General features: G+C 33.8%; 17 protein-coding genes and 1 tRNA gene. 15 read left to right on the top strand and 3 right to left on the bottom strand.

The window, feature by feature from the left end; all coding sequences use genetic code 11:
* The first annotated feature begins 134 nt into the window (after positions 1–134).
* From OH814_RS15695 to OH814_RS15680, 4 genes are all read left to right on the top strand, one after another.
* The gene (locus OH814_RS15695) at positions 135–782 is read left to right on the top strand and encodes an O-methyltransferase (RefSeq protein ID WP_308828807.1); all 648 of its coding nucleotides are present in this window, start codon (positions 135–137) and stop codon (positions 780–782) included.
* Positions 783–864: 82 nt separating this feature from the next.
* Positions 865–1581: a C40 family peptidase gene (locus OH814_RS15690; RefSeq protein ID WP_308828806.1), complete on the top strand. Its 717-nt coding sequence runs from the start codon at positions 865–867 to the stop codon at positions 1579–1581.
* A gap of 7 nt (positions 1582–1588) precedes the next feature.
* Positions 1589–2056, top strand: a complete 468-nt coding sequence (locus tag OH814_RS15685) for a DUF1648 domain-containing protein (protein ID WP_308828805.1) — start codon at positions 1589–1591, stop codon at positions 2054–2056.
* A 3-nt stretch (positions 2057–2059) separates the two neighbouring features.
* On the top strand, positions 2060–3298 hold the full coding sequence (locus tag OH814_RS15680) for a glycosyltransferase N-terminal domain-containing protein (RefSeq protein ID WP_308828804.1): 1239 nt from the start codon (positions 2060–2062) through the stop codon (positions 3296–3298).
* Here OH814_RS15680 and OH814_RS15675 read toward each other — a convergent pair.
* Both OH814_RS15675 and OH814_RS15670 read right to left on the bottom strand, forming a co-directional pair.
* Entirely contained in the window at positions 3290–3916 is a 627-nt protein-coding gene (locus OH814_RS15675) for a deoxyuridine 5'-triphosphate nucleotidohydrolase (protein ID WP_123886779.1), read from the bottom strand. The genes OH814_RS15680 and OH814_RS15675 overlap by 9 nt on opposite strands.
* Complete coding sequence (locus OH814_RS15670) at positions 3916–4668, bottom strand: glycosyltransferase (RefSeq protein WP_308828870.1); 753 nt, start codon at positions 4666–4668, stop codon at positions 3916–3918. Before OH814_RS15670 ends, OH814_RS15675 begins: the two co-directional genes overlap by 1 nt.
* 144 nt (positions 4669–4812) lie before the next feature.
* On the opposite strand from OH814_RS15670, the gene OH814_RS15665 reads away from it, so the two are divergent.
* The 11 genes from OH814_RS15665 to OH814_RS15615 all read left to right on the top strand — a co-directional run bounded on the left by OH814_RS15665 (position 4813) and on the right by OH814_RS15615 (position 15589).
* Positions 4813–5283 (top strand): lipocalin family protein, encoded by a 471-nt coding sequence (locus OH814_RS15665; RefSeq protein ID WP_076560275.1) that lies wholly within the window; start codon positions 4813–4815, stop codon positions 5281–5283.
* Positions 5284–5481: 198 nt separating this feature from the next.
* Entirely contained in the window at positions 5482–8520 is a 3039-nt protein-coding gene (locus tag OH814_RS15660) for a class I tRNA ligase family protein (RefSeq protein WP_308828803.1), read from the top strand.
* Between the two features lie 238 nt (positions 8521–8758).
* Positions 8759–9622 carry a MotA/TolQ/ExbB proton channel family protein gene (locus tag OH814_RS15655; RefSeq protein WP_076560271.1) on the top strand — a complete coding sequence of 288 codons (864 nt, stop codon included), beginning with the start codon at positions 8759–8761 and terminating at the stop codon, positions 9620–9622.
* A gap of 60 nt (positions 9623–9682) precedes the next feature.
* Complete coding sequence (locus tag OH814_RS15650; RefSeq protein ID WP_076560270.1) at positions 9683–10291, top strand: biopolymer transporter ExbD; 609 nt, start codon at positions 9683–9685, stop codon at positions 10289–10291.
* 13 nt (positions 10292–10304) lie between these two features.
* Positions 10305–10847, top strand: a complete 543-nt coding sequence (locus tag OH814_RS15645; RefSeq protein WP_308828802.1) for a biopolymer transporter ExbD — start codon at positions 10305–10307, stop codon at positions 10845–10847.
* 42 nt (positions 10848–10889) lie between these two features.
* Positions 10890–11732 carry an energy transducer TonB gene (locus OH814_RS15640; RefSeq protein WP_279196511.1) on the top strand — a complete coding sequence of 281 codons (843 nt, stop codon included), beginning with the start codon at positions 10890–10892 and terminating at the stop codon, positions 11730–11732.
* Positions 11733–11811: 79 nt separating this feature from the next.
* Positions 11812–12000, top strand: coding sequence for a C4-dicarboxylate ABC transporter (locus OH814_RS15635; RefSeq protein ID WP_228421337.1), 189 nt, complete (start codon positions 11812–11814; stop codon positions 11998–12000).
* A 34-nt stretch (positions 12001–12034) separates the two neighbouring features.
* Positions 12035–12862, top strand: coding sequence for a PstS family phosphate ABC transporter substrate-binding protein (locus OH814_RS15630; RefSeq protein ID WP_374990584.1), 828 nt, complete (start codon positions 12035–12037; stop codon positions 12860–12862).
* Positions 12863–12963: 101 nt separating this feature from the next.
* Positions 12964–14613, top strand: coding sequence for a tetratricopeptide repeat protein (locus tag OH814_RS15625; protein WP_308828800.1), 1650 nt, complete (start codon positions 12964–12966; stop codon positions 14611–14613).
* A gap of 145 nt (positions 14614–14758) precedes the next feature.
* Positions 14759–15478 carry a bacillithiol biosynthesis deacetylase BshB1 gene (gene bshB1 / locus OH814_RS15620; protein ID WP_279196514.1) on the top strand — a complete coding sequence of 240 codons (720 nt, stop codon included), beginning with the start codon at positions 14759–14761 and terminating at the stop codon, positions 15476–15478.
* A gap of 35 nt (positions 15479–15513) precedes the next feature.
* Positions 15514–15589: transfer RNA gene (locus OH814_RS15615), tRNA-His, on the top strand.
* A 139-nt stretch (positions 15590–15728) separates the two neighbouring features.
* Here OH814_RS15615 and OH814_RS15610 read toward each other — a convergent pair.
* Positions 15729–16064 carry a DUF3276 family protein gene (locus tag OH814_RS15610; protein WP_029295477.1) on the bottom strand — a complete coding sequence of 112 codons (336 nt, stop codon included), beginning with the start codon at positions 16062–16064 and terminating at the stop codon, positions 15729–15731.
* Between the last annotated feature and the right edge of the window lie 96 nt (positions 16065–16160).

Below are 16160 nucleotides of genomic sequence, written 5' to 3'. Positions count from 1 at the left end.
TATTTTGCAGTACCACAAAGTTATCGGTGTGTCATCAATAAAACAATCCGTATTTTCACGGATATTTTTTGAGAGTTTATATTTTCATTTAAGACACAGAATTATTTTAATTAAATTTGAACAAATAAAAAAAAATGAGTTTTTTTGAAGAAAAAAATCCCGAAATGGATCGATACCTGGAAAATCATGCTTCTTCCGAGCCTGAAATTCTAAAAAAATTAAGAAGAGAAACTTTTCAGAAAACCACTCAGCCGCATATGATTTCCGGTTATCAGCAGGGAAGACTTTTAACGATTGTTTCAAAAATGCTGAATCCTAAAAATGTTTTAGAAATAGGAACTTTTACAGGATATGCTACACTTTGTCTTGCAGAAGGTCTGTATTCAGACGGAAAGATCACTACACTTGATGTGAATGAAGATTTGGCTTATCTGCCAAGAAAATATTTCTCTGAAAGTGAATTTTCAAATCAGATTAATTTTAAGATTCAGGATGCAAAAGAATTTCTGCGCAATACCGATGAGGTTTTTGATCTGATTTTTATTGATGCTGACAAAGAAAATTATGCTGAATATTTCAGATTAATAAAACCAAAAACAAAATCGGGCTCAGTAATTTTGTTTGATAATGTACTTTGGTACGGGAAAGTTCTGGAAGAAAATCCTAAACAAAGATCTACACAGGTCATTAAAGAGCTTAATGATTTGGCGGCAAAAGATGAAGATTTTGAAAATCTTATTCTACCTTTGCGTGACGGAGTAAACTTCTTAAGAAGGAAATAAAATAAGGCTGAGTTTAAGGTTAAGATTTTTACAGCGTATTTTTCTCAGCCTCAACCTCAACCTATAACCTTAATATAAATTGATGGATAAAGGAATTTGTATCGTTACCGTTGCGCCTGTTCGTGCCGAAAATTCGGATAGAGCGGAAATCGTTACCGAAATTTTGTATGGTGAAAGTGCAGATATTTTGGAAGTAAATAAAAACTGGACGAAAATAAAAATGCACTACGACGGCTATGAAGGCTGGATGGATACCAAACAAATAAAACCTGTCACTGAAGAATATCTTGCCAACAGAAAAGTTACGATGATTACTGAAGATTTTTCTTCGGTAATGACGCTTGAGGGAAAAACGCTTTTGTCGATGGGCTCTGAAGTGGAGTTTCCCGCTGTTGCATCAAGAAGAAGTCATGATTTGCGCGAAAGTATTGCTTTAACGGCAAAAGAATTCCTGAATATCCCATATTTGTGGGGTGGGAAAAGTTTTTTTGCAGTTGACTGTTCGGGTTTTGTACAGTTAGTTTTTAAAATTCACAATATAAAAGTGCCCAGAGATACTTATCAACAGGCGGAAGTAGGTGAAGCGTTGAGTTTCGTAGAAGAAAGCCAGCCGGGCGATTTAGCTTTTTTTGAAAATTCTGAAGGCAAAATTATTCACGTGGGAATTATGCTCGACAATCAAAAAATCATTCATGCTTCCGGAAAAGTGAGAATAGATACACTAGATTCTAGTGGGATTTTTAATAAAGAAATGAATAAACATACTCACAAACTTAGAGTAATTAGAAGCATTATTTAAACCTGTTATGGAAGGCATTATTTTTACTGTTTTTGATATTTTGAATTTAGTATTGATTCTGCTTTTGTGGATATTTACTTTAAGAATATATAAAAAGCTTCCGGAAAAAATTCCTACTCATTTTGATTTTCAAGGAAAACCTGATCATTTTGGGAGCAAGAAATACGCATTCTTCATGCCTGCTATTGGTTTGGGTATATTTATACTTTTAACTTTTCTTAATCAATATCTTGAAAGTGCCAATTATCCTGTAGAAATTACAAAAGCGAATTATGAAATTCAGTATTTTATTATGACACTGTTTGTAAAATGGCTTTTGTTTTTAATTCTTTTATTGTTTTTAAATATTCAGGATTATATGATCAGATATAGCTTTAATGCAGATTCAAAAGCGAGAGTTCCTATTTTAATTGTGCTTCCGGTTATTTTTATAAGCTTAATGGTTGCGCTTATTTCTGCATATATTTATAAATAATCTATGGCTATTTTATACACCATATTTGTAAATCTTCTCATTTTCGGAATGAAAGTTTTATCGTTGTTTAATGATAAAACTAAAAAAGGAGTTGAAGGTAGAAAGCGATCTTTAGATATTGTAAAATCAGCTTTTTCAGCATCAGATAAAGTCTTGTGGATGCACGCTGCAAGTCTTGGAGAATACGAACAGGGACTTCCAGTTTTAGAAAAACTGAAAAAAAACTTTCCGAATCATAAAATTCTGATCACATTCTTTTCGCCATCGGGCTATGAAAATGTGGTCAAGAAAAAACATATTGCAGATGCTGTTTGTTATCTTCCTTTCGATAAAGAAAGCACCGTAAAAGAATTTGTTTCTCATTTTGACTGTGAATTGTTTTTCACTGTAAAATATGATTATTGGTATAATCTTCTGGCTGAGCTTAAATGTAAAAATGTAAAAACTTTTGTGATTTCTGCATTGTTTTATGAAAGACAGTCTTTCTTCACAACGTATGGAAAGTGGTTTGTAAAACAGCTGAAACAAAATATAACATGGTTTTTTCATCAGACGCAGCACTCATATGTTTTGGCTAAAAATATTGGTCTACTAAAATCTTCGGTAACCGGAGATACCAGATTCGACAGAGTAAAACAATTAAGACTTCGTGATAATCATGTCGATTTCGTTGAAGAATTTATCAGTGATAAAAAGGCAATTGTTTTTGGTAGTTCATGGCAGGCGGAAGAAAAAATTGCCAAAATGATCTCCGAAAAAAATAAGGATTTAAAAATAATAATTGCTCCACACGACCTAAAAAGAGTAGAAAATTTAAAACAAATCTTTCCTTCAGCGATTTTATACAGCGAATTGGAATCCTCTCCAACTCTCCAACCCTCAGACTCTCAAACATTGATCATCGACAGTATCGGGTTATTGTCAAAACTTTATTCTTACGCTGATGTGGCTATTGTAGGTGGAGGTTTTCACGAGGCGGGACTTCATAATATTCTGGAAGCAGCAACTTTCGGTGTTCCTGTAATTTTTGGAAATCATTATAAGAAAAACCCTGAAGCAGACAATTTAATTTTAGCTAAAGGCGGGAAGTCTTTTGAAGATGAAAAGTCAGCAGCTTATTTTGTTTTGGATCTATTTAAAAATGAAAAGATGCTCTTGGAAATGTCTGAAAATGCAGAACAATTTGTTACGAAGCAACCTAATTCTTCAGAACTTATTCTTCAGAAAATTTTATCACTTTAAAAAGCCTTGATTCTTAATATCTTTAATGATCAAATCAAAATGATCCGGAATTCTATCGGCATTGAGCCAGTTAAAATCTATTCCGTTATTGATAAAAAGTTTTTCAAGATAAATATTAGCAGTAATTTTATCGTACGCAATTGAAAGGTACTCATCAATTTCCATCCAATAATCTTCATCTAATTTTTTAGTTAAGGCTAATGCTTTTACTATTTTATTAATCATGTATAGATAAAGTTTGTAGACGTCATTGAATTTCTGTCGGCTCAGTTTTTCGTTGCTTTCCAGTATTTCATTGATCAATAAAAGATTTAAACTAATGTCACCGAATTTATCTGTCGTTACCTTTACATGTTCGGTAATTTGTGCACTTATTTTCCTGATAAGTACAATAAAATATTTTTGATTGCTGATATATTTAGAAGCATATTCTACTTTTTCTTTAATCAATTCTTCCATTGCATCACGCTTTTGATCAACAGTTTCTTCATCAATCAATTCAAAATATAATTTTTTAGATAAAATTTCGTCTTTTCTCAGTAATCTGAAAATTAAACGGTCTTTTTCTGCTGGTGAAAGCTGGCTCAAAGCGGCTTTAAATTCTTTAGAATACTCCATTAATTAAATATTTTCGAATACTTTATAAATCCGTTTAATGCCCAGTTTGCGGTGTAGTACAATGATTTTAATGTAGAAAATCTCATGAAGTCTTTATAAACAAGATATTGATCTTTGATGATATTCTGTTTTTTTCTTGAGATACTGTTTTCGTGCATTCTATATTTTGCCATTGTTTTTGGAAGTGGCTTTCCTGACGGGATTTTCTTTAATAAATTGAGCCACATTACATGATCTTCTCTTTTGCTTCCTTCCGGGAAATACTCTTTTCCGACTCTTTGTGAATCGTACATCGATGAGAGAAGTGAAAGTCTGCAGGTTTTAAGTAAATTGTTGAAAGTAACTTCTTTGTCGGCTTTAAAATCTTCAAGCTTTGGAAGTAAATTTTCGTCACATCTAGCGTAATTAGAATAGGCAATTTCTGCATTTTCAAGCTTCATAAAATTGACCATTTCTTCAAGAAAATTAGGTTCCCAAAAATCATCAGCATCAAGGAAGGTGATAAATCTTCCGGAAGCTTTTTGTAAAGAAAGATTTCTTGCATGGCCTGCGCCACCGTTTTTTGCAGCAATAATTAACTTTATTCGCGGATCTTGATGTTTTTGAATGATTTCAACTGATTTATCTGTTGACTGGTCGTCTGTAATGAGCCATTCCCAATCGGTAAAAGATTGATTCATTACCGAGCTGATCGTTTCTTCTAAAAAAAGAGAAGAATTATAGCAAGGGGTAATGATGGAAACTTCAGGCACGTGTTTTTTTGCAAATATAAGGTTTTTGGTAATCAGTTTTATTAGGGGAATTTTCAATGAATTGGAAATTATATATCAAAATTCAAAAAAAATGATTGAATTTTTAAAAAAAATCATAATTTTAACGCTTGAAAAATTTGATCTATGAAGAAATTAGCATTATTTGCAGGATTATCATTATTAGCTTTTACAGGATGTAACGACGACGACGCACCAGAACAGGTATTTCCTCTTGTAGGAACCTGGTCTCCAACAAAAGAAGTAAGAACGCAGGTTCCCGCTGACGGATCCGGATTTTCTGATGAAATAGTTTATACAGACTGTCAGAAAGAAGGAAGATGGGTTTTTAATGAAAATTCTTCTGGTAAAAGAACCAACAAAGATATGGCGGGTACAATAACGCCAACTTGTAGCACAACTTCTGAGCGTAACTTCACGTATATTTATAATGCTTCTGAGAAAAACTTCGAAATCAAATATCAGGGAACTGTGGTTTCAGATAAAGGTAAAGTGACTTTGCTGAACGCTGAAACTTTAAATCTGAAAATTGAAGACACTACAGATCCTACTATATACAAGTCTACAACGTATACTTTTAAAAGAATCGCGCAATAATAATCAGTATTTCTATTTTAATATATATAATCTCATCGCAAGGTGAGATTTTTTTGTTTATAAAGATTATATTGTAATTAATTCAGAATTAAATTTACATTTATTTTATAATCATTATTTTTGTGAAACTAGATTGAGAATTGATAGTGAAATTAATTCTAATATCTAAAGTCTAACATCTAACATCTATAATAAAAAGTGTTTTACGATCATCAGCAGATAGAAAAAAAGTGGCAGAAATACTGGGAAGACAATCAAACCTACAAGACTTCCGATAAAACAGACAAACCCAAATTTTATGTTCTCGATATGTTTCCGTATCCGTCGGGAGCGGGGCTTCATGTAGGTCATCCGCTAGGATATATTGCGTCGGATATTTATGCAAGATATAAAAGACATCAGGGTTTTAATGTTCTCCACCCGGTTGGTTACGATAGTTTTGGGCTTCCTGCTGAGCAGTATGCAATACAAACCGGTACGCATCCTGCAATTACAACTGAGCAAAACATTACAAGATATGAGGAGCAATTAAGAAAAATTGGTTTCTCTTTCGACTGGAGCAGGGAAGTGAGAACTTCTGACGCTTCTTATTATAAATGGACCCAATGGATTTTCATTGAATTATTCCATTCTTGGTATAATAAAAATACAGACAAGGCAGAATCTATCGAAACTTTGATCAAACATTTTGAAGAAAAAGGAACTTTAGATTTAAATGCCAATCAAAACGACGAGTTAAACTTCACTTCAGAAGAATGGCAAAATGCTTCTGAGATTGATAAAGAAGATATTTTATTAAATTATCGTTTAGCTTACAGAGCGGAAACGACTGTAAACTGGTGTCCTGCATTAGGAACAGTTTTGGCGAACGACGAAGTGAAAGACGGAAAATCTGAAAGAGGAGGTTTCCCTGTTTTTCAAAAGAAAATGATGCAGTGGAGCATGAGAATTTCTGCTTACTCTGAAAGATTATTGCAGGGTCTAAAAACTTTAGACTGGCCACAACCGTTGAAAGATTCACAAGAATACTGGATCGGAAAATCTCAGGGAGCTCAGGTTAAATTTAATGTTGATGGGCATGACGAGATCGTTGAGGTTTTCACGACAAGACCCGACACTATTTTTGGAGCGACTTTTATGGTTTTGGCTCCGGAAAATCCTTTAGTGGAAACAATTACGACAGAGGAACAAAAAGCTGAAGTAGATAATTATATAGAAGAAACTTCCAAGAAAACCGAAAGAGACAGAATGTCTGATGTGAAAAATGTTTCGGGTGCTTTCACGGGAAGTTATGCGATCAATCCTTTCAGCAATGAAAAGATGCCGATCTATATTTCAGATTATGTATTGATGGGCTACGGAACTGGAGCTGTAATGGCTGTTCCTGCGCATGATGAGCGTGATCACAGATTTGCAAAGAAATTTAATCTTGAAATTAAAAAAGTTGTAGAAACTGAAGAAGACGTTCAGGAAAAATCTTTTGATTCTAAAACCAGCGTTTGTGTAAATTCTGATTTCTTAAACGGATTAAATTATGACGAGGCAAAAGCATTAATAATTGATGCTATTGAAAAGAAAGGAATTGGTCACGGAACAACGAATTACAGGCAACGTGATGCGATTTTCTCAAGACAAAGATATTGGGGCGAGCCGGTGCCTATATATTATAAGGATGGAATGCCATACACCTTGCCAGCTTCTGCTTTACCTTTGGAACTTCCTGAAGTTGAAAAATATTTGCCAACGGAAGACGGAGATCCGCCATTGGGAAATTCAAAAACTTTTGCCTGGGATGAAGCAAACCAGAAAGTAGTTGCTACAGATTTAATTGATGATAAAACGGTATTTCCTTTAGAATTATCTACAATGCCGGGTTGGGCGGGAAGTTCTTGGTATTTCTTAAGATATATGGATCCTAATAATGGTGAAGTTTTTGCGAATAAAGAATTGTCTGATTATTGGGGACAGGTAGATTTATATATCGGAGGTAGCGAGCATGCAACCGGTCATTTATTGTATTCCCGTTTCTGGAATATGTTCTTAAAAGACAGAGGGTATATTAATCAAGATGAGCCTTTCCAAAAGTTGATCAACCAAGGGATGATTTTGGGGATGAGTGCTTATGCTGATGTAATTTCTTTAAGTTTTATTGATAAGCATGATGGTGCCATTGTTGGAGGTAATAAATATGAAACTCTAATTAGTAAAGAGATATCAAATTTTTATAAAAAGAATTATAAAAAAATTCATGATATATTCTTAAAAAACGAAGAAACGGCAAATGTTTTAATTAAGTCTTTTAATGAAGAAGAGTTAAAGCATTATAATTACTTAAAAAAAGCGCTAAATGATATCTGTTTTAAATATGATGATTTTAGTAGCCCAGCTTATAATTTGCCATTTGCAATTAGAAGAGTTTCAATTGATATTAATGATATTAATCAAATCTCAAATGAAATTGAGTCTGATAAATTAAATAAGGTTCAAAACTTTACGAAAACTTATAATGTTATATTAGAGCCTGACCTGATCTTCAAAGTTGATCGTGAAGTAGAAAAAATGTCAAAATCAAAATACAATGTTGTAAATCCAGACGATATCTGTAATGAATACGGTGCAGACGGTTTAAGATTGTATGAAATGTTCCTTGGTCCATTAGAGCAATCCAAGCCTTGGAATACGCAAGGTCTAAGCGGAGTTTATGGTTTCTTAAAGAAATTTTGGAATTTATACTTTAATGGAGAGGTTTTTGAAGTGTCTGATGAAGAACCTACAAAAGCTGAATATAAAGTTTTGCATACCTTAATAAAGAAGGTGGTGTATGATATTGAGAATTTCTCTTTTAATACCTCAGTTTCTTCATTTATGATCGCTGTAAACGAGTTGCAGAAATTAAAATGTAACAAACGCAATATTTTAGAGCCTTTAGCCGTTATCATCTCTCCGTATGCGCCACATATTTGTGAAGAACTATGGAGTTTACTGGGAAATAAAGAATCTATAGAGTTTCAGAAATTCCCGATTTTGAATGAAGACTATTTGGTTGAAGACGAAATTGAGTATCCTGTAAGTGTAAATGGTAAGATGAAATTTAAAATTGCTCTTCCTGCAACATTATCTGCGAAAGAGGTTGAAGATTTAGTGCTTCAAAATGACAAAATGGGAATGCTTTTGGAAGGTAAAACCCCTAAAAAAATCATCGTTGTGCCAAAAAAAATCGTTAATATTGTAATTTAAAAGAAATTTAACATTGCTAAAATCAAAAATTTAAAGGTTTTAAATTTTTGATTTTCTAAAGTATTTTATAAAATTAGAAAATATTAATAAAATATTTAAATATAATTACGATATCGGAATCTTATTAAAATATCATTATGAAAAAAAGGCAAAATGTTATTTGATACTATTGCATTTTAATTAATTTTGCCTTTATTTTACAACTTTAAAATTTTAAAACAATATAATTTAGTTAAATATGGAAATGAATGTTTCAAAAAATGATGAGCAAGTAGTTGCTAGAAAAGCAGGAGGTCTTAATCCAGCTGTAATTATTCCTATTCTATTAGTTATAGGAATTTGTATTTGGTTATTCGTATTGGGTAGCCCGGGTAACTTTAAAGCTGATCCAAGATTGGCAGGTGCATCAGTTGCGTTTTCTGATGTAGAAGGTAAAGAGATGCATCCTGAAGGATTTTTGGGAATGATCTACATGGGAGGTATTATTGTACCGTTATTGGTAACATTCATGATTACTGTAATTGTTTTCTCATTTGAAAGATATTTTGTTTTAAGCAAAGCTTCAGGTGCAGGTAACGTAGATAACTTCGTAGTAAAAGTAAGAAGTTTATTAAATAGCAATAAAGTTGACGAAGCTTTAGAAGAGTGCGACAGACAGCAAGGTTCTGTAGGAAATGTTGTAAAAGAAGGTCTTACAACTTACAAAGCTTTAGCTCACGATACTACTCTAAACAAAGAGCAGAAAATGGTTGCTCTAAACAAAGCGATCGAAGAGGCTACAACTCTTGAGATGCCAATGTTAGAGAAAAACATGATGATTCTTTCTACTTTAGGTACTGTTGCAACATTAGTAGCACTATTGGGAACAGTAATCGGGATGATTAGAGCATTCTTCGCTTTAGGAGCTGGAGGTGGTACTCCGGATGCAGCTGCATTATCAATCGGTATCTCTGAAGCCTTGATCAACACGGCATTAGGTATTGGTACTTCTGCAGTAGCGATTATCCTTTACAACTTCTTTACTTCTAAAATTGACGGGTTGACTTATAAGATCGATGAGATCGCAATGAGCATTCAGCAGTCTTTTGCAGAATTCCACTAAGAAATAGTGAGAATGTGTTTTTACACAAAAAAAGAAGTTTTAATAATTAGATAATAAATAATGGCGAGAATAAAACCAAAAAGACATGGTGTAGTTACGGATATGACCGCAATGTGCGACGTTACGTTCCTACTACTTACGTTCTTTATTATGACCACTCAGTTCAAAAAACCTGATGTGGAGCAGATCAAACCGCCATCTTCAATCTCAGAGAAGTTACTTCCTGATGCAAGTTTAATGACTATTAACGCTACACCGGACGGAAAATTTTATTTTCAGCCTGTAGAAAATGCAACAGAGAGATTAGAGCTTTTAGAAAAAATGGGCAAAAAGTACAATGTTACTTTTGATAATAAACAAAAAGCAGCATTCCAAAAAGTACAATCTATTGGAGTTCCTATGAACCAATTGAGAAGCTACTTGGATTTGCCTGAAGATGAGCAGAAAAATTATAAGAGTCCTACAGGGATTCCGATGGATAGTACAAACAAGCAATTAACGGATTGGGTAGAGCAGAGTTTAAGTGTAAACGCAGACTACAAACTGGCAATCAAGGGTGATGTTACGACAGAGTATCCTAAAGTTAAAAGTTTATTTGAGGGTTTAAGAGATATCGATTTTCTTAAATTTTGGTTGATTACGTCTCAAGAAGGTAAACCTAACGAATAATTAAGAAGAAGAAATGGCACAAGTACAAGTACAGGATAAGAGCGCCAAAGGTGGTAAAGTTCGATCCAAGAAAAACAACCCTGCTGTCGATATGACACCAATGGTTGACCTTAATTTCTTACTATTGATGTTCTTTATGTTTACATCAACGTTTAGTAAACCGAATGTGATGGATTTGGGTCTGCCGGCAAAACCGAAAGACGAAACAAAAAAACCACCTCCGACTGAAATCGACTTATCAAATTCTATAACTTTATTATTAGGAAAAGACAACAGAGTTTTTTGGCATCAGCAAGACCAGGCAGGTCTTAACGACCAGACGATGATTGAAACTAGCTTAGATAGAGAAGGGATTAGAGAGATTATTAAGCAAGCAAAAGCAAGGGCTAAAAAGAAAGATCTGTTTACAGTGATTATTAAGCCTACTGATGATGCGGTATATAAGAACTTTGTAGACATTCTTGACGAGATGGCAATTACACAAAGCGAAAGATATGGGGTAACCGATCTTAAGCCTTATGAGAAAGCTGTTTATGATAAGAAAGTAGGTAACTAATCAGTTGCTGCAAAGTAATTTAACATTTAAATTTGCAACATAATGGCAGATGAAAATATTTACAATCAAAATCTTACTTTAGACGAGATTGTATTTGAAAATAGAAATAAAGAATATGGTGCGTACGATCTTAGACATCAGTATCCTAGATTACTGACAAAGTCTTTTCTTATCGGTACAGGATTATTCTTGGTTACTGCTTTGTCTCCTTTCATTTATATGACTATTAAAAGTATGAATGAAAAAGAAGCTGTAGAGGTAAAGTCTGATTTGGTTGAAATTATCGAAGAAGACCCGATTATCGAGCAGCCAAAAGAAGAAGAACCACCACCACCTCCGCCACCAGTGGAAGAGGAAAAGATTGAGATTATTCAAAACGTAGTTCCGGAACCGGTGAAAGCTCCAAAAGTGGAAACTCCGCCGCCGCCAATTTCTAAGCAATTAGAAACTACTACTGGTTTGGTAGCTCAGGAAGGAGTAAAAGCTCCTGCTTACACGCCACCGCCGCCGCCGCCATCTACAGGTAATAAAACTTCAACAGCTGAAGTTAAGCCGCAGGTAAGTGAAACTCAGGTTTATAACGAGGTGGAGCAAACTGCAGAATTCCCTGGAGGAATTAATGCCTTTAGAAAAAAAGTTTCTGAAAACTTTGACAGTTCGGCAATTGAAGGTGCAGACGGAATAGTAAAAGGTGAAGTTACATTTGTAGTTGAAAGAGATGGTAGTATTACTGATATCAAAGTAAATGGTAAAAATTCAGATTTCAATTCTGAAGCAGTAAGAACCGTAAAATCTATTAAAAACAAATGGGCTCCTGCAAAAATTAATGGTAAAGCTGTACGTTACAGATATAGACTTCCATTGGCAATGCAACCGCCAGAATAAGTTATTAGTTTATTTTAAATAATAATTAAAAAAGAGAAGCATATGCTTCTCTTTTTATTTTTTTTAATATTTTTGTTGTATGATGTTCAATTGGTTATCCTTAGTCGCAGGAATTTGTTACGTTGTCTTGGGAATCGTAATGATGGTGTATAAATTTCTCGAGCCCATATATGCATACTCTCTGGGAGCAGTATTAATACTTTACGGTATCTTCAGAATATGGAGAGTAATAAAAAAATTCAGAAATACAGATGAAGATGAAAATTAGAGCATTTTTTTCAGCCCTTTTTTGTACGGTTTTAATGATTAGCTGTTCAAAAAAAGAGGAAAATAAGGCTTCCTATAATAAAGGTGAAATGACAATCTTAACCGATGAGTCATTTAAAAGTGTTACTGAAGCTTTGGCAGACGGTTATATGATTGGATATCCCGATACAAAAATAAAAGTAGTTACCAAGAAAGAAGATTTAGGATTTATTGATCTCCTAAATAATAAAGCGCGAATTGCGGTAATGTCTAAAGAATTATCTCCTGAAGAAATTAAGGCTTACGAAGAAAAAGTAGACATGAAAATTGTACCTGCTAAATTTGCTGCAGACGCTATTGTATTCTTTGTACCCAAAGATTCTAAAAAGGAAAATATTACAATGGAAGAGATAACTTCCGGTCTTAAGTCGGAAGAGAAAAATTTTGTTTTTGACGGAACAAATTCCAGTAACCTAAATTTTGTTGCTCAAAAACTAAATAAACTTCCTAAAGATTTGAAATTTTCAATTATTCCCGGAAGTATAAATGTGATCGAGGAATTAAATAAGTATCCCAATAAAATCGGTGTAATTGGTTTGAATACAATAAGCCGGCCTTATGATAAAGAAGCTGAGAAACTAAGAAGTATGATAAAGATTCTTCCTGTTGTCAATGGAAAAGAAACTCATTCTCCCGATTTTGAAGGTCTTCGTGAGATGAAATATCCTTTTACAAGAGTATTATATTTTCTTACTAACGAAGGAGGCTTCAACATTGCAAATGGCTTTATAAGATATTCTTGTACACATTTGGGTCAGAAAATTGTTCAGAAAGAAGGATTGCAGCCTTACAATCTTTATCGCAGAGAAGTACAGATGCGTTAAAAAATCTTAAAAAATAGCAACTCTCAAACCGATTTATTATATTGGTCTGAAAATTGTGTATTTATAATTCGGTTTTTTAGAATACATATTTAAAAATAATAATGAAAGATATAATGATTATGAATGTAAAGAAGATTGCTTTAGGAGCATCAGTGGTATTTTTTACCAATTTTGCCTTTGCACAGACATTACTGGATGGTATTAACAGCATGGATAGCGATAAATTTGCTGCTGCGAAAACCAATTTCGCGTCTATGATTGCAAAAGAACCTACAGCAGAAAATTATTTCTACCTAGGAAATTCTTTTTTAAGACAAGGTGAACCAGACTTTGCTCAGGCTACAGAAAACTTCAATAAAGGTTTAGCTGCTGGTAAAAAAAGCTATTTAAATCAAATTGGTTTAGCTACGGTTAAACTTGGAAAAGGTGATAAATCTGCTATTGCAGAGATCCAGAAAATTGTTTCAGACTCTAGAGAAAAAGATGCTGAAGTATTGTTCAGAGCTGCTGAAGCCTTGACATTATTTGAAAAAAATAACTCTCCGGATCTTGCGATTCAATTTTTGAATAAAGCTATTGAAAGAGCTTCGAGAAAAGATGTTCCTGCTTACTATTACTATACTTTAGGTGATGCGTACAGATTAAAAAGAGTTCCTGGAGATGCGATGACGGCTTATGACAATGCATTACCATTAGCAAAAAATAAAGCTTCTGTGTATACAAGAATAGGAACTTTATGGATGGCTGCTCAGCAGTGGCAACAAGCTAAAACTAGTATTGATAAGGCAATAGCTACAGATCCTACCTATGCGCCGGCTTACAAAGCTTTGGCGGCTTATGACATCAAATACCAAGAGAATGCAAAAGCAACTCAGGATTTGATTAATTATACAAAATATGCAGATGAAGATCCTTATACTCAGTTAGAGATTGCAAAATTGTATTTCACTAACGAAGATTATGCAAATTCAAAAGCTATTTTAGATAAAATCTTTGATAAAATTGATGATCCTATTAAGTTCAAGTTAAGATCATATGTTAATTATGCAGATGGTCAATATGCTGAAGCTAAACAAAATATGGATTCATTCGTTTCTAAAGCTGAAAAATCAAGAATTCAGCCTGCTGACCAAGGTTTAATGGGATTAATTGCTGCAGGTTTGGCTAAAACTGAAACTGATGCAGCTAAAAAATCAGCTTTACAGGCAGAAGCACAGCAAAAAATTGGATTAGCTAAAGCTGCGAAAGATGAAACAATGAAGTGGGATATGGAATTGGCTAAAATCAATGGTGGAGGAGCTTCTCAGGCTTCTGTAAATGCTGGACCAACTTCTCCAGAAATTGAATCTTTCAAAAAATTAGTTGCTGCAAACCCACAAGACTCTGATGCTTTATACAAATTGGCAAATGCTTATCAGGATGCTAAAAACTGGAATGGAGCTGTGGTAACATGGCAGAAAATGAGCACATTACTTCCAGATTGGGCGCCGGCATATTACAGCCAGGGTTATGCTTATCAGCAAGCTGGGAATAATGATGCAGCAAAAATTTCTTACGAGAAATTTATTTCAACGGTGAAACCAGCAGAAGTAGAAGCTAACAAGCAAACTCTTGCTTATGCATACTTTGCGGTTGCTTATCTTGAAAAAGATAAAGATCTTGCTAAAGCAAAAGATTATGTTGCAAAATCTTTACAGCTAGACCCTGCTTATCAGGATGCTGTAAAATTAAATGCAGAAATAAATAAGTAATTTAAAAATTAAATTATTGATATAACAACTTCCCATTCGTAATGTTTGGGAAGTTTTTGTTTAAACCTTATCTTTGAATTTGATGAGTTGCTCTAATTATTAGATAAATTGAGACGATTACATCATTTAAATTATTATTAAAATTATGAAAACAGATATACTTGCTTTTGGAGCTCATCCCGATGATGTTGAATTGGGATGTGGCGGAACAATTGCTAAATTAATTTCAGAAGGAAAAACCTGCGTTGTCGTTGATTTAACCAAAGGTGAATTGGGCACTAGGGGAACAGATGAGACAAGAAAAGAAGAAGCGACTGAAGCTGCCAGAATTTTGGGAGTTGCTGCCAGAGAGAATTTAGGGCTAAAAGATGGTTTCCTTGTCAATTCTGAAGAATACCAGATAGAGATTGTAAAAATGATCCGCAAATACCAACCAGAAATCGTTTTAGCTAACGCAATTGATGATAGACATCCGGACCATGCAAAAGCAGCGAAATTAGTGTCGGATGCGTGCTTTTTATCTGGGCTGAGAAAAATAGAAACTGTTTTAGAAGGCGAGATTCAGGAAGTATGGAGACCGAAACAAATATTCCACTATATTCAATGGAAAGAAATTCAACCGGAATTTGTCATTGATATTTCAGAACATCTTGAAAAAAAGCTGGAGGCCTGTATGGCATTTAAAACTCAGTTTTATGATCCAGCATCTAAAGAGCCGGTGACTCCAATTGCTACAAAAGACTTTTATGAAAGTTTGACATATCGTGCCCAGAATTTAGGTCGACTATCGGGAGTTGCTTATGCTGAGGGATTTACGACTGAGAAGCTGATTGCGATGAAAAATTTTGATGGAATTATTTTGTAATTAAAAAATCTTTCTTATATTTGCACCACCAAAACGGTGATTGTAGCTCAGTTGGTTAGAGCGCCGGATTGTGGTTCCGGAGGTCGGGGGTTCGAGACCCCTCATTCACCCACAGTAAACACATTTTCTTTTTGAAAATGTGTTTTTTTTATTTTTACAAATAGCATTTTTCCAACATGAAATTGGAATTAGTTATTCATAAAAAAAGCATCCTTTTTCAGATGCTTGTGTTTTTTTAGATATGTTTTGATTAAACTTCGTCGTCAGAATCTATTGTGTATGTTCTGCTTTTGAAATCTTTATCATGCTTTTCTGAAATAACATCCTCACCTTTTTCATTAATGATGAAATCTGTGGACTCATTAAACATCTCCTGAAAACTCTTAAAATCTTCTTTATAAAGATAAATTTTATGCTTCTCGAATGTAGCTTCTCCATTCTCTCCGAAATTCTTTTTGCTTTCGGTAATCGTAAGATAATAATCTCCTGCTTTAGTCTCTCGCACATCAAAGAAATAAGTTCTTCTCCCCGCTTTTAACACCTTAGTGAAAATTTCATTTTCATGGCGTTCCTTGTATTCACTCATTATTAGATATTTTTTTTAATCTTGTTAAGAACAAATATAAAATATTTCTTTCAATCACAAAATTTTTTTTATGATTTATTTAACAATTCCAAATGT

It is taken from the genome of Chryseobacterium sp. CFS15 (assembly GCF_031118795.1).
Classification (GTDB): Bacteria; Bacteroidota; Bacteroidia; order Flavobacteriales; family Weeksellaceae; genus Chryseobacterium; species Chryseobacterium indoltheticum.
The sequence above is the reverse complement of the archived record's forward strand: the minus strand, read 5'-3'. Positions and strand labels throughout refer to the sequence as shown.